Genomic DNA, 22,679 nt, shown 5'->3' on the forward strand with positions numbered 1-22,679 from the left:
TTGTAAATGCTTTCATCATGATCTATAATTCGATTATAACTTATCCGAAACGTTTTGGAAAGTTGGGTTGTTTCGTTGAAAATGAGATTGAATATTTTTTTATCTCTTTTCCGAAACGTTTCGGATAAAGGAATTATTTTTTGATTATCAAGAAGCTATCAAAAAAAGAAATGAGGGAAACACTTGGATTATCGAGTCATCAAAGAAAACGATCTATTCCTCATGACGGACCGGAATGGAGATATCCCGTTAGGTGATGTTTCCGGTCAGGGTCTTTATACAAAAGATACCCGGTTTATAAGCAGGATGGAGATTCGAATCAATGGTCAGAAGCCTATACTATTGTCTTCAGCAGCGGATGAGAATTATATCTCTACGATTCGCCTTACCAATCCACACATGGAAGAGAAAGGCGAGCTTATTTTGTGGCGTGAATCCGTAGAAATTGAACGCACGCGATTCATTTATGATGGAGCATTGTATGAGACCTTTAGGCTGACTAGCTATTATCCTAAAGCCATTCGATTTGATTTCTCCGTGTTATTGGATGCGGATTTTGCAGATATGTTTGTCGTTCGCGGCTTTCAGCATGGTGATTTGGGAAGAAAGACGGCTGAGAAAAGCGGGCAACGGGAAAGAGTAATTGGCTATCTTGGTGCTGACGATGTGCGGCGCGAAACGAAGATTAAGTGGGATACAAATGAAAGTCGTATAAGTGAGACGGGCGAGCTGCATTTCGATGTGGAACTGAATCATCGGGAAAGCAATGAAATTGCTTTCTATATTGCGCCAATCATTGACGGTAACGAGCCGCAGCAGCACGAGCCAACGGATGCCATGATTAAGCTGAGACAATCCTATGCGGATTGGAATGCTTCATCGACAACAATCGAAAGCGATGTACCGCTATTTAACAAGCTTCATCATCGTGGGGTTCAAGATTTACGGGTGCTGCTTACCGATATCGGATATGGAGCATTTCCAGTTGCAGGCTTGCCTTGGTTCTCGGTGCCATTTGGCCGCGATAGCTTAATTTCTGCGCTGCAGATGTTATCCTTGAATCCTCAAATTGCGAAGGGAACCTTGCTCACGATGGCGGCATATCAAGGCCAGAAAGAAGATGAGTGGCGTGACGAGCAGCCGGGCAAGGTGATGCATGAAATTCGATATGGCGAATTAGCAAGTACTAATCAGGTTCCGTTTACGCCGTATTACGGCACGATCGATGCGACGCCGCTTTTCCTACTGTTAGCTGCCGAGTATTATCACTGGACCGGAGATGCTGAGTTTGTTAAAGAGCTGATGCCCCATCTCAATGCAGCGCTCGCTTGGGTTAAGGAATATGGCGACTGCGATGATGATTCCTTTGTGGAGTATTATCAGAAATCGTCCAAAGGTATTGCCAATCAGGGCTGGAAGGATTCTGCTGATTCCATCGTTCACCGAAGCGGCGACTACGCAGAGGCTCCCATTGCGCTCGTCGAGGTTCAAGGCTATGTTTACCAAGCGCTTACAAGGCTTGCACCTATATTCAAGAGCTTAGGCCATGAAGAGCAAGCCGTTAGTATGGAGCAGGATGCAGAACAGCTTAGAGCTCGTTTCGAGCGCGATTTCTGGATGGAGGATGAGCAGTTTTATGCGATTGCGCTCGATAAGGATAAGAAGCGCGTAGACTCCGTCACTTCGAATGCAGGACATATTTTAATGTCAGGAATTGCTTCTCATGAGCGAGCGAGCGCGGTTGCAAAAAGACTGGTTGCTCCTGACTTATTCGGTGGGTATGGCATTCGTACTATGAGTACGGACGCAGCCGGCTACAACCCAATGAGCTATCATGACGGAAGCGTATGGCCGCATGACAATTCGCTTTGCTTGCTTGGTCTTAGTTATTTGGGTTTCCAAGAGGAAGCTATTACGGTCATGCAAGGATTATTGAATGCAGCAGAAAAGTTTGAATATTACCGATTGCCTGAGCTGTTCTGCGGTTATGATGATTCGCTTGATGCGCCGGTTCCTTATCCAGTTGCTTGCTCTCCGCAGGCATGGGCAGCAGGGACACCGCTCACATTCGTGCAAGCATTGCTGGGACTTCAGCCTAACGCTCTAACGAAGCAGATTACGATCAAGCCATCTTTGCTTCAAGGGATGAACGAGCTTTTGGTCGAGCAGTTGCAGATTGGCAGCGGCTCTCTAAGTCTGCGCATTACACGCGGCATCAATGGACCAGAGGTGGAAATATTGTCTAATCAGACAGGATATGAGCTGCTCATTTCATAGGCTTTATGCTTTATATACAAAGTTCATATTATTAAGGAGGTTGTATGTAAGATGAAGAAAACAGGGGTTACTATTTTATCTTTGATGCTGGTAGTTGTTCTTATGTTAACGGCATGTGGCAAGAGCAATGAAGGTAACAAAAACACTGGTAATACAGCAACGAATAGCGGTACAGAACAAGAGGCGACAAAAGAGCCAGCCGCTGAACAGATTACAGTTACACTTGCAGGCTGGGGAGCAAGTCCAGAAGAGCAGGATTTGCTAAACCAGACATTGAAGGAATTTGAAACTAAATATCCAAATATCAAAGTTAATTATGAAGTTATTGCTGATCAATACATGGATGTTATTAAAACAAGACTTATTGGCGGTGAAGGCCCAGACGTCTTTTACTTGGACGCCTTCGAAGCACCGGCACTTATTGAGCGTAATGTACTCGAGCCGCTTGATGGTTATGTGACACCGGAATTTGATGTTGCAGACTTTGAGCAACCAATGGTCGATGCTTTTAAACAGGATGGCGTATCCTACGGTTTCCCTAAAGATTTCTCTACCCTTGCAATGTTCTACAACAAGAAGGACTTTGCAGAAGCTGGTATCACTACACCACCGACAACTTGGGATGAGCTGAAAGAAGCAGCAGTTAAGCTAACGAAAAAAGAAGGCGATAAAACCGTACGTTTTGGTTTTGGTGTAGCGCCTGAGCTTGCCCGTCAAATGTTCATGGTTCAAGCATTCGGAGGAAAAGTAGCAGATGAGAACGGCAACGCTGCATTCGCGGCTCCGGATGCTCTTAAAGGACTGCAGCTTGTAACAGATATGCACAATGTAGACAAAACATCCGGCGAGCCGAAAGAAGTAGGGGCTGGCTGGGGTGGAGAAATGTTCGGTCAAGGTAAAGCTTCCATCGTATTCGAAGGAAACTGGGCGATTCCATTCCTGGAGTCCAACTACAAGGAGCTTGATTACGGCACAGCTGAGATTCCAACTGTAAATGGCAAAAAAGGCACTATGGCTTTCACTGTTGCTTATGTTATGAACAAGGAGTCAAAGCAGAAAGAAGCAGCTTGGAAGTTGATCTCTTTCTTGACAGGCAAAGAAGGAATGAAAACGTGGACGAGTAAAGGTTTCGCGCTTCCTACACGTAAATCGGTATCGCTAGAGCTTGGCTACGATAAGGATGAACTGCGCAGCGCAATTGTAGCGGGCGCTTCCTATGCGACGCCTTGGCAAGCAGGCTCTACACTTCCTACGATCATGAGCAACTTCAACAATCAGTTCGTAGATACATTTATGGGCAATTCGAAGCTTGAGGATGCAATGAATAAAGCAGAAACTGTCGCGAATAAGGAAATCGCAGCAGCAAAGTAAACGGGGTGAAGGAGGGGAGCGTAGTGGCCTCCCTCCTTCAATCTCTGATTATGATATGAAAGGAGAAGGTGCAGCATGACCCATGTCTCTTCATGGAGAAAAAAGCTGAAAAATAATGCAACCGGCTATCTGTTCCTGCTTCCAACCATTTTAGTTCTTGGTACTTTTTTGTTCTTGCCTGTTTTCTATTCCCTTTATTTATCTGGACATAAGGTCAATCTGCTTGGCGAGGTAAGCTACAAATGGGTAGGAGTTAATAATTTCACACGTATGGCAGGCGATGAACGAGCCTGGATTGCGCTTAAGAATACGGCATCCTTTGCCCTGTTTGTTGTGCCGCTGCAAACTGCGTTTGCAATTTTGCTTGCTGTTATTTTGAACGCTAAGCTCAGATACAAAAACTTCTTTCGCATCGTATTTTTTATGCCGACCGTCACTTCGTCGGCGGTATTATCACTTATATTTATGTGGATATACAATTCAAACGGTCTTTTGAACCGAGTGCTTGAATTTATCGGTTTGCATGGATACAACTGGCTTGGAGATCCTGCGGTCGCAATGAAGGCGATCATGCTTATGAATATATGGTCTACCGCTCCATTCTTTATGGTCGTTTTTTTGGCTGCATTGCAAGACATTCCTGATGCACTTTACGAATCAGCTATGCTGGACGGGGCAGGTGGCTGGAGACGGTTCATTTCCATTACGCTCCCATTGATTAAGCCTGCGACCTTCTTTACGGTTGTGATGGGTATCATCGGAACCTTTCAGCTCTTTGATCAATCTTATATTTTCTCAGCAGGGTCAGGCGGTCCGAATAACTCGACCTTGACAGTAGCGCTGCTCATTTATCAATATGCTTTCAAAAATCTTGACTTCGGCTACGCCTCTGCGCTCGCTGTCATGCTGGCTGCGGTCATTATGCTCGCGACGCTGATACAGCGAAAGCTGTTTGCCGAAGAAAAGCTGAACTAGGAGGGCGACTAGATGGTATTTCAACAATCCAAATGGGGAAAGGCGATTCTTTATTTCCTGTTATTCTCATATGGCTGCATCACCGTTGCTCCCTTTCTATGGGCGCTTTCCTCTTCGTTTAAGCCGCTCAGTGAGATTGTATCAGGGGGCATCAACTTTATTCCGAAACAGTTCACCTTTCAGAACTATTATGATATTTTCGTCAAAGAACCGCTTTTCCTCAGGTGGATGTATAACAGTGCTTTGATTGCAGTAGTTGCCACGGTTTGCAATACGTTGTTCAACTCGATGGCAGGTTACGCGCTTGCGCGCATTGAATTTGCTGGAAACAAGGTAATGTTCATCCTTATCTTGGCAGTGCAAATGATTCCAGGCCAACTGACGATCGTACCCGCTTACTTAATTATGAAGCAGCTCGATTTGTTGAACACATATGCAGCGCTGACTCTGCCGATGATGGCGAATGCAACGTTTATCTTTATGATGCGGCAATTTTTTCTAAGCTTTCCGAAGGAGCTTGAGGAGGCAGCCGAAATGGATGGTTTGAATCGGTTCGGTGTGTTTTTCCGAATTGCTCTGCCGCTGGCGGTACCTGCATTAGCAGCTCAGACGATCTTCGTATTCATGGGAGCATGGAACGAATTCCTGAAGCCGCTCATGTTCATGTCCGATAAGTCGATGTTTACGCTGACGCTGGGACTGAATACTTTCAAGGGGCAGTACATTAGCCACTGGAATTACATTATGGCTGCATCTATGGTATTTACGCTTCCAGCACTGCTGATTTATGCATTCTTCAATCGTTTCTTTATTAAGGGGATTACATTTACCGGCGGTAAATAGCATGAAAAAGAGGACATTACTGGAACGAGCTCTGTAGAATCATCTACAGAGCTCGTTTTTAATAGGAGTTAGTTTTTGGTTATTATGGATGTCTACAAAAAAGCCCCGCCAGATAAAACAAAAAGCAGCCTGATTGGCTGCTTTTGTTTATTTAGTGGAGCTAGTTATAAGCAATAGGTTATTCCTTAACCGCACCAATGACAATCCCTTTTACAAAGTAACGCTGCAAGAAAGGATAAACCAATAGAATCGGTAATGCGCCGATAAAGATCTGCGATGCGCTAATGGTTCGTTGCGACATATTGGCAACCATCTGCGGATCAAGCTTAGTCATATCCTTTTGAACGATAATCGTTTGCATGAAGCTTGCGAGAGGCAGCTTCTCGGCATCTTTCATATAGATGATACCGTCGAAATAGGAATTCCAATGTCCTACCATAATAAACAAGGAAACCGTTGCGATAGCAGGTAAGGATATCGGCAAATAAATCATGAAGAAAGTACGAAGCTGGCCAGCTCCGTCGATAAAAGCTGCTTCTTCAAGATCCTTAGGAACAGTGCGGAAGAAGTTTAGCAAAAGAATAACGTTATAAACGCCGACCGTACCTGGAAGGATAAGCGCCCATAAAGTATTCATAAGTCCGAGCTTAAGGATGAGGAGGTAACTTGGAATAAGACCGCCTGCAAATAGCATCGTTACAACAAAATACCAAAGATAAATATTGCGAGCACGGAAGACACGAGAATCTTTGGATAGCGCATAAGCTGCAAGTGTACTAACAAGCATCGCGAGCGCTGTACCAAGGATGGTCCGTTGTGTCGATACCCACAAAGAAGTTAGGAAATTGCTATTGTCGAACGTTTTGGCATAGGCTTCTAATGTGAAACCGATCGGCCAAAAGGTGACCAATCCCGCGTTGGCGGGAGCGGATGCACTCATGGATACCATAAGTAAGTGATATAAGGGCAGCAAGCATAGTATGGAAAGAAGAATTAAAAACACATTGTTAAATATGCTGAAAATACGGTAAGGCAGTGTTTTATGGTGCATATGTTGTCACCCTTTCTAGAAGATTCGGTAACCGGCAAATTTATAAGCAAGACGATAAGAGATTACGATTAGAATCAAGCTGATCCCTGATTTAAACAAGCTAACTGCTGTTGCAAAGCTGAATTGACCGCTGAGTAGACCTTCACGATAGACAAAGGTGTCAATAATATCACCCTGCTGATAAATCAAAGGACTATATAAGTTGAACACTTGGTCGAAGTTTGCATTTAGTACGTTACCAAGCGCCAAAGTTGCTACTACAATAGCAATTGGAATGAGTGATGGAATCGTAATATGCGTCGTTTGCTTGATGCGGCCTGCACCGTCAACTTCAGCAGCTTCGTATAGTGCTGGATTAATACCGGCAAGCGCTGCAAGAAAGATAATCGTGTTGAATCCAAATTCCTTCCACACATCACTAAAAATAATGGTGAAACGGAACCAGGCGCCGTCACCTAAAAAGAAAATCGGCTTAATGCCGAATACATTGCTAATAAATTGATTGATAATTCCCGTCTGTGCGAGCATATCAATCAAAATTCCTGATAGCGTGACCCAGGAAAGAAAGTGAGGCAGATAGACGAGCGTTTGAATCGATCTTTTGAGCCCCATATTCCTAACTTCATTAAGAAGCAAGGCAAAAATGAACGGAATGATCAAGTTCAGCACGATTTTGGAGCAAGCGAAAAATAAGGTGTTCCACGTAATCTGCAAAAAGTAATCATTTTGAAACATGTATTGAAAATGCTTCAAACCTACCCATGGAGAGCCCATCATTCCTAGTGAAGCCTTATAATCTTGAAATGCCATCATAATACCTGTCATCGGTATATAAGAGAAGATGAAAACCGAAAGTACCGCCGGCAGCACCATGAAATGCAGCATCCAAGGTTGTTTATATCTGTGTTTTGTTTTTGCTCGTGGTGTGGTCTCCAAAGTCACTTGCTTTTCTGTGTTTGCTTCCATAGCTATCCCCCGTTCCATAATTTTGATTTGTGTATAAAGAGAAACCCTGCTATATATAGTAACAAGCATTTCTATCACTGTACTATATGACAATGTTAGGATTGATATGGTTTTGTTAGGGGATATCGTCTGGAGGAATGAATGATGGAGATAAGTAACGGTCTTGCATTTGTCAAAAGAAAGATGGGTGCTCGGTTTAGTCTGTTTTCCAAAATGAATGGTTTGATCTTAATTTTGTTCATACCAATTTTTATTATGTATACGTATTCAAACGACGTGGCCTTTAACGTTGTCAGCAAGGAGCTTCAGTTATCCAACACGAGGCAGCTGTCCTTTTTGTCCAGTCAAATTGACTCGCGGATTAATCAGATGGTGGATTTCTCCAATACATTCTCAAAAGATCCGAATGTGCAGAGATTTAACGGACTTAAAATATGGGAAGATCGTTATGACCGCATGCAGACCAGATTTATCGTTCAGGAGAAGATGGCATTGCAATCAGGTGTCATAAATATATGGCCAGTCAGATATACCGTATACTCACAACAAAACAAAGAGTTAATCTCAAATTACAATAATCCTGCTGAGTACGATGAGGATTATTTAAAGCGAAATATGAGCGGGAAGTGGACCTATGGCAATGGCGTTGCCCAGGCCCCGAATGAGCCTAGATACTTTCATTGGTTTTATACAGAATCATACGGCCAGCAAGGTAAACTTAATGGAAGTAATCTGGTCATTGAAGCGAGCTTCAGTTATGAAAATATTCAAAACATGCTGGATACGTATAAGGCAGGCGGACAAGGCGACCCGATTTTTTATCATAAGGGGGACGCTCCGATTACGAACCGCAGTGCGGATCAACAGCTTTCGGGAGAGCTGATTTCCTATTTGGACAAGCAGTCGCTGGAAGACACGACACAGCAGGTAGTGAAGCTGCACGGTGAAAACTATTTGGTGAGTTCTGTTAAATCATCTTATTTGGGCTGGCATGTCGTTGACGTTGTCCCGCTCGATCAAATATTGAATCCGATATCGATCAGTCGCAATCTGTTTTATATCTCGATGATTTTGCTATTTGTTGTGGGCATTTCTGCTTCTATCTTGCTTTACCGGAATGTACAGCGACCGATCAGGCAGCTGATCAAGGGATTACAAAGCGTACAGCGGGGTGATTTCTCGTTTCGTATCAGCTCAAGCGTTAATAATGAATTTGCATTTCTGTTTTACCGCTTTAACGACATGTCACGACAAATTCAAGACTTAATTGAAAATGTACTGCATGAGAAGATCCGGTCTAGGGAAGCCACATTGAAGCAATTGCAGGCTCAAATTAATCCGCATTTTCTATATAATTGTCTGGGCTATATAATTAATATGGCTCAAATGAAGGAACAGGAAGCAGTCGTGTCGATGGCATATAATCTAAGTGCCTATTATCGATATACGACCCGAACGGAGAGGCAAACCGCCCTGCTGGACGAAGAGATTAAATTGCTTATTAATTATTTGGACATTCAAAAGCTGCGTAACGGTAGAATTGATTATACAATAGATATTCCAGCGGAAATGCTGAAACAGCGTATACCGCCGCTTATGCTTCAGCCGATCGTGGAAAATGCGGTCATTCATGGAATAGGGAAATCATATACATCTGGAGAAATTCGGATCACCGGCGAGATGTCAGACGGGTTTTGCAAAATATATATTGATGATGATGGTCCAGAACTGCAGCAGGATATACTTGATGCGTTAAATCGCAAAATGGGCGAGTCGCTGCAGGAGGAAATGGGCTGCGGACTTTGGAATACGAATCAGCGCATCATGCATCAATTTGGCGATAAATCGTACTTATGCTTCAAGAAATCGCCATTAGGAGGATTTCGTACAGAAATGGTTTGGGAAACAGCATCTGGAGAAGAACACAGACCTTATCCTACTTTACAAGGAGACACACAACATGCAGATGATAATCGTGGATGATGAAGCACACTGGGTAGAGAATCTATCCATGCACAAGCCTTGGCATACATTAGGTATAGAACAGGTTCATAAAGCGTACTCCGCGCATGAGGCGCTTCAAATTATAGAAACAAATCCTATCGATATTGTCATATCGGATATTCTTATGCCCGAAATGACAGGGATTGAACTCATAGAGAAAATACGGAAACGCGATAAAAGAATGAAATGTATTATTTTATCAGGTCATTCTGATTTTGAATTTGCCAAAAAAGCGGTCCAAAATCAAACGGTAGATTATTTGCTTAAGCCACCCTCAGATAACGATTTGTTCAGTGCAGTAAAGACTGCGATTGACCAATTGCAAGCGGAATGGGAATCTGTCAGCTCACAGGAGCGTACGGAGTACACTCTGCGGGAAAACCTTCCGCTGCTGCGCGGTCAACTGCTGCTTGATGCGCTAAATGGCTACCGGATGTCCGCTGATGAGTGGAGCCGAAAGCTAGAAAGCTACGGCCTCCCCTTCAGCTATGGAGATTGTACGCTGCTGCTCGTACGTATGGAAGAGGAATTTGGACAATATACAAGTAACGGTCAACAGCTGATGGAATATGCCATTATCAATATGGCCGAAGAGATCTTCAGTGAATTTTCTGAAGTATGGGGAGTCAAGGAGGAACATGGTTATTTGGTGTTCTTGCTTCAACTCAAGGATAATAGTTCACTCCTTGGAAAAGAGAAGATTTTGGAGAAGCTTGCGATTCAGCTTCAGCATAAAGTAAAACAATTTTTGAAGGGCTCCTTGTCTATCGTACTATCAGAATGCTTCAATTTTCCTGAGCAACTGCAGGACCACTATCGCAAATCGTTTGCTTACTTTAGGCAAATCGTTGGGGATGAGAGAGAATTCGTCATGCGGGTCGGCGATATGGAGCCAAGCATGTCGCATGGCCCCTTGGATGCGCTATATATGCCGCCGTCCTTGATTAGCTTGCTAGAGGCGGGGCGATGGGAGGCTGCTGAGGATAAACTAGTGGGCGTTTGTGCGGAACTGGATGAGAGATGGTCCGATTCATGGGAGCACTGCATGGAGGCTGGATTTTTGATCGCGTCCTCGTTCACACAGCTGGCCCATCGGAATGGGCATACGCTGGTCAAGCTGCTTGGAGCAGATATGGAGCTGCTGCAAAGCGGAGAAGCTTTTACTTCTATCAGCAAGCTTCGAAAATGGTCGCTTAACGTTCTTTCGAAGCTGAAGGAAGGCACCTCAAGTGAAATTAAGGATATACGTTCTTCTTATGTGAAGAAGATCCAAAATTTCGCGGAGGAACATTTGCATGAGGACGTTTCACTTCGTGCATTAGCTGATCATGTGAATCTGCATCCTACCCATTTGTCCAAAATATATAAAATTGAGACGGGTGAAGGAATAAGTGATTATATATCACGTTTGCGCATGGAACGAGCTTGCCACAAGCTGAAGACGACAAGCAAGAAGATTTATGAAATTAGCATGGAGATCGGCTATTTGGACCCAGCCTATTTTATTAAAGTGTTCAAACGCCAATATGGTGTAACGCCGCAGGAATATAGAGATGGCAATCAATAGCCTAACAGAGTCCTATGGAAACTAAGAATGTCCTATAGATACCCCCCCGTACAAATTGTTAAAGTTACTCATGTAAGGATCTTACACCGTAGGGGGAAATGAAAAATGGCTAAATTCAGAAAAGCAGGGCTTCTGCTTGCAGCTTTGGGACTCGTTTTCGTTACAGCTTGCAGCGGTAATACCGGCAAGAACGTAAACAAAGAAGAGACAGGTTCAACGAATACTAGTACTGGTACGAGTACAGCTGATAGCGCATTCGCCACTGGCAAATACGATCCACCGATTGAAATCAGCACCGTATTAATGCCGATTAAGAATTATGGCGGTAAAGGCGATACGAAGGAAAACAACGTTCACGATCGTTGGATGCTGGAAACACTTGGTATTAAACATAAGGATACTTGGTATCCAGCTAGTGATGATCAATACAGACAAAAGCTTCAACTTGCTATTTCTTCTGGCGAGAAGCTTCCGGATTTTGTGAAAGTACCAACAAACGCTGTATTGACTAACCAACTAATCGATTCTGGTCAGTTTATTGCAATCGATGAGCTGTTTGACAAGTACGCAACGAAAGTTTGGAAGGACCATGCTGAGAAAAACCCTGAGCTTTGGTATCCCTTCACAAGAGATGGCAAGAAATACAATGTGCCATTGATGGAATACACGAACAATGACAACACGCTGCTTTGGCTTCGTGAAGACTGGATGGAGAAGCTGAAACTAGAGGCTCCAAAAACAATTGCAGATCTAGAAGTAATTATGGACAAATTCAAAAACGAGAACCCTGATGGCCTAGCGCCAAAGGATGTTTATCCACTAGCGATTTCTTTGAAAGGCGCTACGAACACTTGGATGGGCGGACTTGATTGGTTATTCGGAGCATATGGCTCAGTTCAAGAACAATGGAACAAGGATAAAGACGGAAATCTTGAATACGGTTCCGTTAATCCAGGAGCAAAAGCAGCACTTGCTAAGCTACAGGAATGGATGAACAAAGGTTATATCCATGCAGACTCCGCTTTGTGGGATGAAGGCAAGTCAGCAGAAAGCTGGACAAAAGGCGCAGCAGGCATCCTGCCAGGCGCAAACTGGGTACCAGATTGGCCGGCTCCAGATTTGTTGAAAAACGTACCAGGCTCCAAATATAAAGCTTACCCGGTACCAGCAGGTCCGGATGGTTATATGGGTACAAAATGGCAAAACTCTGGCGTAAACGCTAGTATTATGATTAACAAAGATGCGAAGCATCCGGAAGCCATTTTCTTGTACTATAACTTCTTGCTCGATAACCTAGCGAATCCTGCTGTTGGCAGCGAGTATGAACATGGGTTTGCTAAAGGTTATGACTGGGATGAAGTAGACGGTCAACCAACTAGTAACAAAGATAAAATTCCTGGATTTACGAATGAATTCCCGTTCCTAACAGGTCCGGCTCGTATTCCTGATCTATTTATGACAACTTTGGTTAAGCTTGCTGACGGAGCTGCTCCAGAAACGCCTTACGAGAAACAAACGGCTGAATTCCGTAAACCGGAAAACTGGTATGCAGCGAAAGTGGTTATGGATCAAAAGGATATTCGCAAACAAAACTACTTTACAGGTGCAGCAACAGAAACGATGGTATCGAAATGGAATCTTCTGCGTCAGTCCGAAATGGAAACATTCAACAAAATCATCTACGGTAAATTGCCGGTTGATGCATTCGACGAATTTGTATCCAGCTGGAAAGCAAATGGCGGAGATCAAATCACGAAAGAAGTTAATGAGTGGTTCAAATCGGTTTCGAAATAATAAGAGTGGGGCCCGCAGAGTTTTCTGCGGGCTTTTCTTTTTGTGTGGTGGGTTGGCGGTGCTAATGGGGGGAGATGATGGATGGCATGAACAAGACAAAAAAGGGGGATAGAGTGGGTGGTGCGTGAGTGGCGGATGATTGTGTGTGGATCGGTACGGAGGGTACGTGAGTGGTGGACGATTGTTTGCGAAATGAGGCAAATGGTGCAGGAGTAGCGGAAGATTCGGCGTAGAACGGTGCTGTGTGGAGCGGATGGAACAGACCTGTTGAGCGTAGCGGACACCAGAGCGCTTATTTTCATGTAATCGGCTGTTTTTGCAGAGCTTACGGACATAGAGGCCGTTATTTGGCTTCAAGTACTTGAATTTAGTGCCTTTTCGCTTGAATAACGGCTTCTGTGTCCGTTAAAATCCAGTTTGGTCGTAATTATTGGAAATAGCGGCTTGTATGTCCGTTAGTTCGAGTATTCAGCAGTATGCATCATTCGTGAGAAGTAGCCGTCCAGCACATCAATTGCCACCGTGCTAATAAAGGTGTTGGATTTGTTTGTATTGTGTAGTGGCTAAATGGTCTTCGATACCATCTGAATATATGCGGCATACATGCGTCCAAGAGCTCGCAATATCATCGGCTGCAGAAATACGAGCACTAAACCGATCCCGCCAGCTATCCAAGAGCGCTGTGCAGAAGTAATTTCTAAGTAAAAAGGAAAGAAGGACCAGCTGGACTGAAACAGATCTAAGTTGAAGAAATCTATACTTACCTTATAGGCAAATGGAGAAAGCATGACTGCATAGGCGGTAACCGGCAGGACAATCCCTAATGTAAACCCTACAATACCAATCGGAAGCTGCAATATGCTGTACAGAACACCTTGGTAAGTTTGACCTTTTCCAAGAAGACTAAGCAATGACCGCCAACCTTCCCAGCGGAGGGATAGTTTATCATCCAACCTATGAAGCGATTGGGAATCACTTCGATACCAATCTAGAGTGAATTGCTGCTCTTTGACCATCATCCAGCGGCAAGCTGTGAGTGTTGCCCCCAGCAAGGGCAGCCCAACCCATAGGATAATGAGCGGTAAACTTACACATAAACCTGTAACAGCTATTACAAATGCTACGATTCCCTTCGGAAGCGACATTAGAAGCATAGTCCAAGCTTTTACGGCACTTTGTTTTTGCATTTCTAAACCCCTTTCCTACCAACACTTCCTTCAGTATAGAGGCATAATTCTGCTTAAGCATTCATCCAAAGACTGGATTGGGTGCTCGACTTTGGTCTAGTATGGATATCTTTTTTTATAAAAATTGACTCAGACCAACCGCTCCGTATGCTGCGTCCTCTCAACCAATATGCGCATTAAACCTTTTAAAACATGAGTTTTTTGGAAGCAAAACGCACTCGATTCTCACTGTTTGCTGGACATGTAGAAATGTTATGCCATTGATGCATCATATACGCCGAAAAGTAAAATAAACGCAAATTGGAGCAAATAGTAGATTCATCGCTAAAAATAATGTATTTATTTACTCGGCCAGACGTTGCAAATGATAATCGTTATCATTTATAATGATAATGAATCTTTATATGTAATGCTTTCACAGGGAGAAGGGAGTGATCCGACACGATGAAAATGAGTGATCACCTAATGTTATGGAATCATGCTTCGATCAAAGTGATGGATATACGCCATACGGTCATGGAACCAGGTGAGGAGCTGCGATCGTATCGCTTGCCAACCAGCGCTTTTTTTTATGCGATTCGCGGCAGTGCTCAGATGTGGTCGGATGGAACAATGCACATGGCGAATCGATTTCATGTTTTGCATGGCGGCAAAGGGATGTGTCTTGAAATTACCGCTCATGATGCTTTTGAATATTATATGATTTTTTATAAAGCTATTCTCGCTTTGCCTTCTCGCCAACCTTTAATGAAGCTAATGGAGACGGATAACCCATTCCAACTGCAATATAGCTTTGTACCTCATTATCCGATCCCCTTATATCATAGTGTTGAGCTAATGAGCAAGGAATGGCGTGAGCCAGAACTATTAGAAAAATTACATATAAAAATGTTATTCTATCAATTTGCCTATGAGCTTTTAAGTCAAATGAGCAGTCAAAACGTTAAGACCCAAAAGGTGGACCTCGTGTCACAAGTGGTTCGCTATATTCATGAGCACTCTTCAGACCGAGTAACATTGGACGAGCTTGCAGAGCTGCTGGATTGCAGCGTCAGTTACTTATCAAGAAAATTCAAGCATGCGACAGGTAAAAGTCCCATTGAGTATCTGATTGCTGTTCGAATCGACAAAGCGAAGGATCTTTTGCAAAATACAGATGCAACGCTGCAAGAAATAGCCGAGAGCGTAGGTTTCTCAGATGACAGCTATTTCAATCGCATGTTCAAAAAACATGTAGGCATGTCGCTCGGTCAATTTAAAACAAAGGTTCAAAATAATCCTGTGGATCGTTCAAGATATACAATTGTCCCACGCAGAATCAGGCGTTATAGTGGTAATGGTTATGAAAATCATTATCAATACAAGAAAGTGGGAATATTCAAAATGTATAGAGGATCAAGAACACCAATGGCTGCATCATTATTGCTTTGCTTTGTTTTATTTCTCAGCGCCTGCTCTGCGGGTACGTCAAATACGAGTTCAACAAATGGAGGGTCGTCTGCACCAACCACCAATGTGTCTGAAGCATCCCCAGCAACAACCGACTCAACACCAGCAAATGTTACCCGCGTAGTAAAACATGCGATGGGGGAAGCAACGATAACCGGCGCGCCTGAGCGTGTTGTAATACTTACGAACGAAGGAACGGAAGCACTTCTTGCCGTTGGCATTAAACCGATCGGCGCGGTGCAATCTTGGATTGGCGACCCATGGTACGATCATATCAAAGATGAGATGCAGGACGTTACCGTTGTAGGTGATGAACTGCAGCCGAATATTGAAATGATCGCGAGCCTGAAACCAGATCTAATAATCGGGAATAAGGTGAGACAGGAAAAAATATATGATCAGCTAAGCCAAATTGCGCCGACCGTATTCGCAGAGGACTTGGTCGGAGATTGGAAAATCAACTTTAAGCTTTATATGGAAGCCGTGGATAAGACGGAAGAGGGCGAAAAGGCGATGGCAGACTTCGACAAGCGTGTTGCTGAAGTGAAAGCTAAGCTAGGCAGCAAAGCGGATACCAAAATTTCGGTTGCACGTTTCTCCGCTTCTCAGGTACGGATCTATCAGAAGCAAACCTTCTCGGGCGTACTCTTAAATGATTTAGGATTTGCACGTCCTGAGTCACAGGATAAGGATTCATTTATTGAAGTGATGTCTAAAGAAACGATTCCAAGCATGGATGGGGATGTATTATTCTACTTCGTCACGGAGGCAGCTGGGAAGACAGATGCATCCAAGGTGGTAGAGGAGTGGATGAACGATCCTTTATTCAAAAAATTAAATGTCGTGCAAAACAACAAGGTAATAAAAGTAGACGAAGCGATTTGGAATTCTGCTGGAGGCTACAAGGCTGCGAATTTATTGCTTGATGAAATTGTTGAGTATTTTGATGTAAAGTAGCTTAGCAGTGTTAGTCAACAAGCTGACGTCGTGACTACCAGACGTCAGCTTATTTTTGATGAAAGGGGTGAAGTTAACATGGCATTAAGGCTCCATAGCCGCAAAAGAAAGCTGGTGAGCCTGGGGGCAGGCGTAGTGTTACTGCTCATCGGTATGCTCGTTAGTATTCTATATGGCATCCATCTATTCGAATTAAAAGATTTATGGCGTGCCTATACGCAATTTGATGGTTCTGATGCACATCTAATTATTAGAAATACGCGAGTTCCTCGAGCATTAATTGCGGCAGCAGTAGGTGCGAGTCTTGCTATTGCGGGTGCAATTATGCAAGTGTTAACCAAAAATCCGTTAGCTTCTCCATCTATATTCGGCATCAATTCAGGTGCTGTTCTATTTATTGTTGTCAGCTTGGCTATGCTAGGCTCGTCACTAACCATGAACGGAATGGTTTGGATTGCTTTAGCAGGCGCAGCCACTACTTCTTTGCTTGTTTTTACACTGGGAATTCAGGGTAGAAGCGGGTTTGAGCCAATAAAGCTCACGTTGGCCGGGGCTTCTGTAGCTGCATTTGCTTCCTCCTTATCCTCAGGCATTATGCTGATAAATAAAGAATCTCTTGATTCTGCATTGTTTTGGATGGTCGGTTCTGTATCTGGGAGACAATTAACTCATCTCACTATCGTGTTTCCCTATATGCTTCTAGGATGGGTCTTAGCGCTGCTATTGGCAGGCTCTTTAAACGTCATGGCTTTGGGTGATGATAGTGCCAGAGGCCTTGGTCAGCGAATGATGCTTATACGGGTTGTGTCTGTCCTTGCTGTTGTACTTCTAGCAGGAAGCTCGGTTGCGGTGGCGGGGCCAATTGCGTTCATTGGATTAATTGTGCCTCATCTTTGCAGATATATATTTGGAAATGACTATCGCTGGCTATTGCCCTATTGTGCGTTGGTAGGAGCAATCCTCCTCGTATTTGCTGATATTGCTTCGCGGTTTATCCTTATGCCCAAGGAGGTACCTGTAGGTGTCGCTACTGCGCTTATTGGTGTTCCTTTCTTGATTTATGTGGCGAGAAGGAGTAAGCATGCATAGAGGAATAGGGAAATCTATCTTAATATTCGTAATACTAAGTATCGCACTGATTGCTTTGTCTATTCTCTGTTTATCCATAGGCGGTGTAAGCATCCCTGTTAAGGAAATCTTCCTTTCACTGCTGGGTAAAAATAAAGAGGGCAGCGACTTAATTATTATGCAGTTCCGTATGCCGCGAATTGTTGCAGCTGTTTTAGTCGGCGCTGCCTTAGCGGTTGCAGGTGCTGTGCTTCAAGGCGTGATACGGAATCCGCTTGCATCACCAGATTTGCTGGGCGTGACCGGAGGGGCGTCAGTTGCGGTTGTAGCTTTTATGACCCTATTTACAGGATACAGTGTTCACTGGATTCCTTTTATAGCTGTCGCGGGGGCCTTCGTTATTGCTGCTCTAAACTATGCGCTAGCTTGGAAAAATGGGGTTTCACCGTTCAGGCTCGTACTTATTGGTATTGGCATATCGACTGCTATGGGGGCGCTTACGATATTTCTGCTTATTAGCGGACCAGCCTATTTGGCTGCGCAAGTGCTGAACTGGATGACCGGAAGCATCTACGGGACGAGTTGGAAGTATATTGAGGTGTTGTGGCCTTGGGTCGCCGTCTTCATTCCTTTATCCATTCTCTATGCAAAAGAGCTGAACGTACAATCCTTAGGTGAAGCAACGGCAATCGGATTAGGCAGCCGACTTCAATTAAGCCGTATGATCCTGCTGTTCTATAGCGTAGCGCTTGCAGGGGCAGCGGTCGGAATTGCCGGAACTATTTCTTTTTTAGGTTTATTGGCGCCACATATGGCTAGAAAGCTTATCGGCCATTCTTATAAACTAGTAATTCCAGTGTCCGCTCTTTTGGGTGCGATGATATTGCTGTTGGCTGATCTGGCGGGGAGAACGCTTTTCCAACCGCTTGATATACCAGTCGGCGTCTTTACCGCAGGTATAGGCGCGCCTTTCTTTATGTACCTTTTGTTTAAACGGAAAGCATTTAAATGATGTTGTTCGCTCAAAAAGAAGAACGGCGACCGATTATGGTCGTCGTTTTTTCTTGTATAATCATTTTAGGAAACTGTTTAGCCAAGCAGGCTAAGAAACTCAATATGACAAGGAGGCAAGAAATGCCCATTTATAATAAATTAGTCCGCGATCGGATACCGGAAATCATAAAGGAGCAAGGCAATACGCTCAGTACAAGAATTCTCGAGAACGAAGAGTATCTGAACGAGCTACGCACGAAGCTGCAGGAGGAGACGAATGAATACCTTGAAGCAGAGTCTAGTGCTGAGGCGATTGAGGAGCTAGCGGATATTATGGAACTGCTCTATGCACTTGCAGAAGTTTACGGAGTGACAAGTGAGATGCTTGAACAAATACGTGCCGAGAAGGCTGAAAAGCGTGGAGGATTTAAGGAGCGTGTATATCTTATTGAGGTGGAAGATGCTTACTGAGTGAAGCTTTTCAGTATATTGGCTATTACGATTCGATAGAGCTTTAAACATCCTGAAGCAGAGGTGTGCCATGAAGCAAGGTCTTTACGAACAAATTATTAATAACGTGACGACGAGACAGTTATCCGCTCTGGACCCAGCATTGTATGAGTTTGGAAAGGAGCCGCTTGACCCAGAGGAAGCAAGAAAGCTGCTCTCAAACTATTTAGCGGTAGTTACCCGTAGGGCACTGAAAGTCATCAGGGAACAAAATAGTAATGATGAAGAATCAGTATTTGCACAAGTACGAACATGTAATGAAATCATATCTACCTTGAAGGACACTCTAGGACAGGCAGAGTATAACGACTTGCAATTAAACGAGCAGGGTGAGGTGCTCACCTATGTTTATTCCAAACTAAATCATATTCGTAGTATTAAGCATGAGAAAGTGAGTCGTCCCACGACTCCATTATCGCAAAGCTCATTATTTACTGGTGCCCATTCGGAACCTAATATGATGAGTGAGCTGCAGCATGAGATTGTATCTGCGGATGGGATCGATCTGCTCGTTTCTTTTATCAAGTGGAGTGGCTTACGTTGTTTAATGGAGCAATTAGAACAGTTTACCTCAAATGGAGGAAAACTGCGTGTCATTACGACAACCTATATGGAGGCTACCGATTATAAGGCGGTCATAGAGTTAAGCAAGCTGTCCAACACAGAAATTAAAATATCTTATGATACTGATCGTACTAGGCTTCACGCGAAAGCCTATGTATTTAAACGAGATACGGGCTTTACTACGGCATATGTTGGGTCCTCTAATCTTTCCAATCCAGCGCTTACAAGCGGATTAGAATGGAATCTTAAGATTACGGAGAAGGATTCGTATGATGTACTTAAGAAGATCGAAGCAACCTTCGAAAGCTATTGGAATGATCGGGAGTTCAAAAGCTTCTTATCAACAGACAACGAGCATGAGCAATTGCTCAAGCAGGCATTGGGAAGAAAGAAAGAGCAGCAGCGCAACAGCCTTACCTTCCAATTCGATATTGCACCCTACGACTACCAGAAGGATATATTAGAAAAGCTTGAAGCGCAGAGAGTCCTGTATGGAAAAATGAAAAATCTTCTGGTGGCTGCTACTGGCGTAGGGAAGACGGTTGTATCTGCATTTGACTATAAAAGATATGCTCAGCGAAATGTAAGGGCAAGGCTTCTCTTTGTCGCGCATCGGGAAGAGATACTTAAGCAGAGTATGGATTCATTTCGTTTCATTATGAAGGATTTAAATTTCGGTGAGCTGCAAGTAGGGAACAATCAAGCCAGATCGATTGATCATTTGTTTATTAGCATTCAAAGCTTCAACTCGCTCAAACTTGCCGAAATGACTACAAGCGATTTTTATGATTTTATTATTGTGGACGAGTTTCATCATGCAGCGGCTCCGTCGTATCAAAAGCTGCTTTCACATTATCAACCACATATTTTATTGGGCTTAACAGCGACACCGGAACGAATGGATGGCAAAAACATTCTTCATTACTTTGATGATTCTATAGCTGCTGAGATTCGATTAACAGATGCAATAGATCGCAAGCTTTTATGCCCATTTCATTATTTCGGTGTGACGGATAGTGTGGATTTGACGCAAGTGAAATGGTCTAGGCGTGGCTATGATCTTCAAGAATTAGAAAACTTGTATACCAACAATAAAATACGCGCTACTCAAATTTTAAATAGTCTTAGAAAATATGTTGCAGATCTTGATGACGTCAAAGGTCTCGGTTTCTGCGTAAGTGTAGATCATGCGTTATATATGGCTAAAGTATTTACCGAAGCGGGATTGCCAGCAATCGCACTTCATGGGCGATCTAACGATGAGGAACGTGATCAAGCCAAAGGGCTTTTGGTTAAAGGCGACGTGAAAATGATCTTCGTAGTTGATCTATATAATGAAGGTATTGATATACCAGTAGTTAATACGATATTATTTCTTCGTCCTACAGAAAGCTTAACTGTGTTCCTGCAGCAGCTTGGCCGTGGCTTACGCTTAGCTGAAGGAAAGGAATGCCTGACTGTTCTTGATTTCATCGGTCAGGCTCATAAGGACTATAATTTTCAAGATAAATTCAGGGCGCTGCTAGGCAAAACAAAACGTTCCGTTCAGCATTATGTCGAGCATGGCTTCTCTAGCCTGCCTAGAGGCAGCTTCATTCAATTGGAGAAGCAAACAAAAGAGCACATTATGAAAAACCTGAAGCAAGCAACGAATAACCGCAGAAGTCTAATTAATAAAATGAAGTATTTCGAAGGGGATACGGGGTTAAGACTGACTCTTGAGAACTTCGTTCGCTATCATGGGATGGATCTGCATGAATTTTATGGTGGTAGGACAGGCAATCGGACTTTTCACGGTTTAATGGTGGAGGCTGAATTAAAAGAGGCATTTGATTTTGAAAACATAGATCATCTCACCAAGCGTATTCCCGCCCTGTTAAACCTTAATTCACGGAGACTATTAACATTTCTTATTTCCTACCTGGAAGAGGGAAATAAGGTGAATTCCGAGGAAGAACGGCTAATGCTGTGTTTATTCTATTATACCTTCTATAGGGCTGAGCCTAAGAAGCAGGGCTTCAGCGATATTGATCATGGAATTCGTGCTGCTCTAGCCTGCCCAGAATTCCGCGAGGAGGTATTGGATATTTTGAAATTCAACCTTTCACATATCTATTTTGTAGATAAGAGAAACAACTTTCCATATGCTTGTCCATTAGATCTGCATTGCCGCTATTCAACCGATCAGATTTTGACAGCATTCGGATTTTGGAACGAAGAGAAGGCGCCAAGCTTCCGAGAGGGAGTGAAGTATTTTGAGAGTAAGAAAACAGATATTTTCTTTATTACACTCAATAAGTCAGATAAAGATTTCTCTCCCTCTACGTTGTATGAGGATTACGCCATTAATGAACGGTTGTTTCATTGGCAAACGCAAAGCCGAACATCAGAGGAATCGAATACGGCTCAAAGGTATATTCATCATAAAAAGCTCGGGAATCGGATTGTTCTTTTCGTTCGTGAGTATAAGGAAGAGAACAACTATACTGCCCCTTTTATATTTTTGGGAGAAGCGGAGTATGTAAGACATGAGGGAAACAAGCCAATGAGCATTGTTTGGCGGCTAAAAGAGGAAATGCCTCCAGCACTAGTGCCAGCGGCTAATAAAGTGATCGTATAGGATGTGAACGGATATGATTGAAGTAGCAGCCGCTATTATTGAAGATGGTCACGGCAGGCTTTTAATTGCAAAACGCTCCTATGGTAAAGCTCAGGCAGGAATGTGGGAATTTCCAGGAGGTAAGCTCGAAGAGAATGAATCACCGCAGGACTGTCTTCGAAGAGAGCTGTTAGAGGAGATGAGTATCGATATTGTTCCTTATAAATATTTTGGTGTAAACGACCATTATTATGATACTGTCCACATTCGTTTAATTGCTTATAAAGCGACATTTGTAAGTGGTACGATTAATTTAGTTGACCATGACGAGTATAGGTGGGTGCAACTTAATGAATTGGCCGATTACATTTTTGCACCTGCTGATATTAAGTTTGTAGAGTTATTAATGCAGTAGGAATAAATAGGTAGAACAAGAGCAGTCAATAGCGTGTATGGAGAGGGCAGTTTCTTTCCATGCGCGCTTTTTTTGATAGGTCAGCCCCT

16 protein-coding genes are annotated in these 22,679 nt (G+C 43.5%); 13 read left to right on the forward strand and 3 right to left on the reverse strand.

What is annotated here, in order from left to right:
- Positions 1-183 precede the first annotated feature (183 nt).
- The 4 genes from AC787_RS20930 to AC787_RS20945 all read left to right on the forward strand — a co-directional run bounded on the left by AC787_RS20930 (position 184) and on the right by AC787_RS20945 (position 5,466).
- Positions 184-2,277: an amylo-alpha-1,6-glucosidase gene (locus AC787_RS20930; protein ID WP_054026555.1), complete on the forward strand. Its 2,094-nt coding sequence runs from the start codon at positions 184-186 to the stop codon at positions 2,275-2,277.
- 51 nt (positions 2,278-2,328) lie between these two features.
- On the forward strand, positions 2,329-3,648 hold the full coding sequence (locus tag AC787_RS20935) for an ABC transporter substrate-binding protein (protein WP_054026556.1): 1,320 nt from the start codon (positions 2,329-2,331) through the stop codon (positions 3,646-3,648).
- A gap of 75 nt (positions 3,649-3,723) precedes the next feature.
- Complete coding sequence (locus AC787_RS20940; protein WP_054026557.1) at positions 3,724-4,623, forward strand: carbohydrate ABC transporter permease; 900 nt, start codon at positions 3,724-3,726, stop codon at positions 4,621-4,623.
- 12 nt (positions 4,624-4,635) lie between these two features.
- Entirely contained in the window at positions 4,636-5,466 is an 831-nt protein-coding gene (locus AC787_RS20945) for a carbohydrate ABC transporter permease (RefSeq protein ID WP_054026558.1), read from the forward strand.
- Between the two features lie 178 nt (positions 5,467-5,644).
- Here AC787_RS20945 and AC787_RS20950 read toward each other — a convergent pair whose 3' ends face one another.
- Together AC787_RS20950 and AC787_RS20955 are read right to left on the reverse strand one after the other, a co-directional pair.
- Positions 5,645-6,517, reverse strand: coding sequence for a carbohydrate ABC transporter permease (locus AC787_RS20950; protein ID WP_054026559.1), 873 nt, complete (start codon positions 6,515-6,517; stop codon positions 5,645-5,647).
- A 15-nt stretch (positions 6,518-6,532) separates the two neighbouring features.
- Complete coding sequence (locus AC787_RS20955; protein WP_054026560.1) at positions 6,533-7,483, reverse strand: ABC transporter permease; 951 nt, start codon at positions 7,481-7,483, stop codon at positions 6,533-6,535.
- Positions 7,484-7,624: 141 nt separating this feature from the next.
- On the opposite strand from AC787_RS20955, the gene AC787_RS20960 reads away from it, so the two are divergent.
- From AC787_RS20960 to AC787_RS20970, 3 genes are all read left to right on the forward strand, one after another.
- Positions 7,625-9,466 (forward strand): sensor histidine kinase, encoded by a 1,842-nt coding sequence (locus AC787_RS20960; protein WP_235561029.1) that lies wholly within the window; start codon positions 7,625-7,627, stop codon positions 9,464-9,466.
- The gene (locus AC787_RS20965) at positions 9,444-11,054 is read left to right on the forward strand and encodes a response regulator transcription factor (protein ID WP_054027185.1); all 1,611 of its coding nucleotides are present in this window, start codon (positions 9,444-9,446) and stop codon (positions 11,052-11,054) included. The genes AC787_RS20960 and AC787_RS20965 overlap by 23 nt, the downstream gene beginning before the upstream one ends.
- Before the next feature lie 105 nt (positions 11,055-11,159).
- Positions 11,160-12,848 carry an extracellular solute-binding protein gene (locus AC787_RS20970; RefSeq protein WP_054026562.1) on the forward strand — a complete coding sequence of 563 codons (1,689 nt, stop codon included), beginning with the start codon at positions 11,160-11,162 and terminating at the stop codon, positions 12,846-12,848.
- A gap of 563 nt (positions 12,849-13,411) precedes the next feature.
- Here the strand turns inward: AC787_RS20970 and AC787_RS20975 are convergent.
- The gene (locus AC787_RS20975) at positions 13,412-14,035 is read right to left on the reverse strand and encodes a sensor domain-containing protein (RefSeq protein ID WP_054026563.1); all 624 of its coding nucleotides are present in this window, start codon (positions 14,033-14,035) and stop codon (positions 13,412-13,414) included.
- A 444-nt stretch (positions 14,036-14,479) separates the two neighbouring features.
- On the opposite strand from AC787_RS20975, the gene AC787_RS20980 reads away from it, so the two are divergent.
- The 6 genes from AC787_RS20980 (at position 14,480) to AC787_RS21005 (ending at position 22,590) form a co-directional block, all read left to right on the forward strand.
- Positions 14,480-16,441 carry an AraC family transcriptional regulator gene (locus tag AC787_RS20980; protein WP_054026564.1) on the forward strand — a complete coding sequence of 654 codons (1,962 nt, stop codon included), beginning with the start codon at positions 14,480-14,482 and terminating at the stop codon, positions 16,439-16,441.
- Between the two features lie 78 nt (positions 16,442-16,519).
- Positions 16,520-17,530 (forward strand): FecCD family ABC transporter permease, encoded by a 1,011-nt coding sequence (locus AC787_RS20985; protein ID WP_054026565.1) that lies wholly within the window; start codon positions 16,520-16,522, stop codon positions 17,528-17,530.
- Positions 17,523-18,521, forward strand: a complete 999-nt coding sequence (locus AC787_RS20990) for a FecCD family ABC transporter permease (protein WP_054026566.1) — start codon at positions 17,523-17,525, stop codon at positions 18,519-18,521. The genes AC787_RS20985 and AC787_RS20990 overlap by 8 nt, the downstream gene beginning before the upstream one ends.
- A 122-nt stretch (positions 18,522-18,643) precedes the next feature.
- A complete protein-coding gene (locus AC787_RS20995) occupies positions 18,644-18,973 on the forward strand; it encodes a nucleoside triphosphate pyrophosphohydrolase (protein ID WP_054026567.1) in 330 nt (109 codons plus the stop codon).
- A gap of 70 nt (positions 18,974-19,043) precedes the next feature.
- A complete protein-coding gene (locus tag AC787_RS21000; RefSeq protein ID WP_054026568.1) occupies positions 19,044-22,196 on the forward strand; it encodes a DUF3427 domain-containing protein in 3,153 nt (1,050 codons plus the stop codon).
- Between the two features lie 13 nt (positions 22,197-22,209).
- Positions 22,210-22,590 (forward strand): (deoxy)nucleoside triphosphate pyrophosphohydrolase, encoded by a 381-nt coding sequence (locus AC787_RS21005; RefSeq protein ID WP_054026569.1) that lies wholly within the window; start codon positions 22,210-22,212, stop codon positions 22,588-22,590.
- Positions 22,591-22,679 lie beyond the last annotated feature (89 nt).

The organism is Bacillus sp. FJAT-28004 (assembly GCF_001280845.1).
In the GTDB taxonomy this organism is placed as follows: Bacteria; Bacillota; Bacilli; order Paenibacillales; family Paenibacillaceae; genus Pristimantibacillus.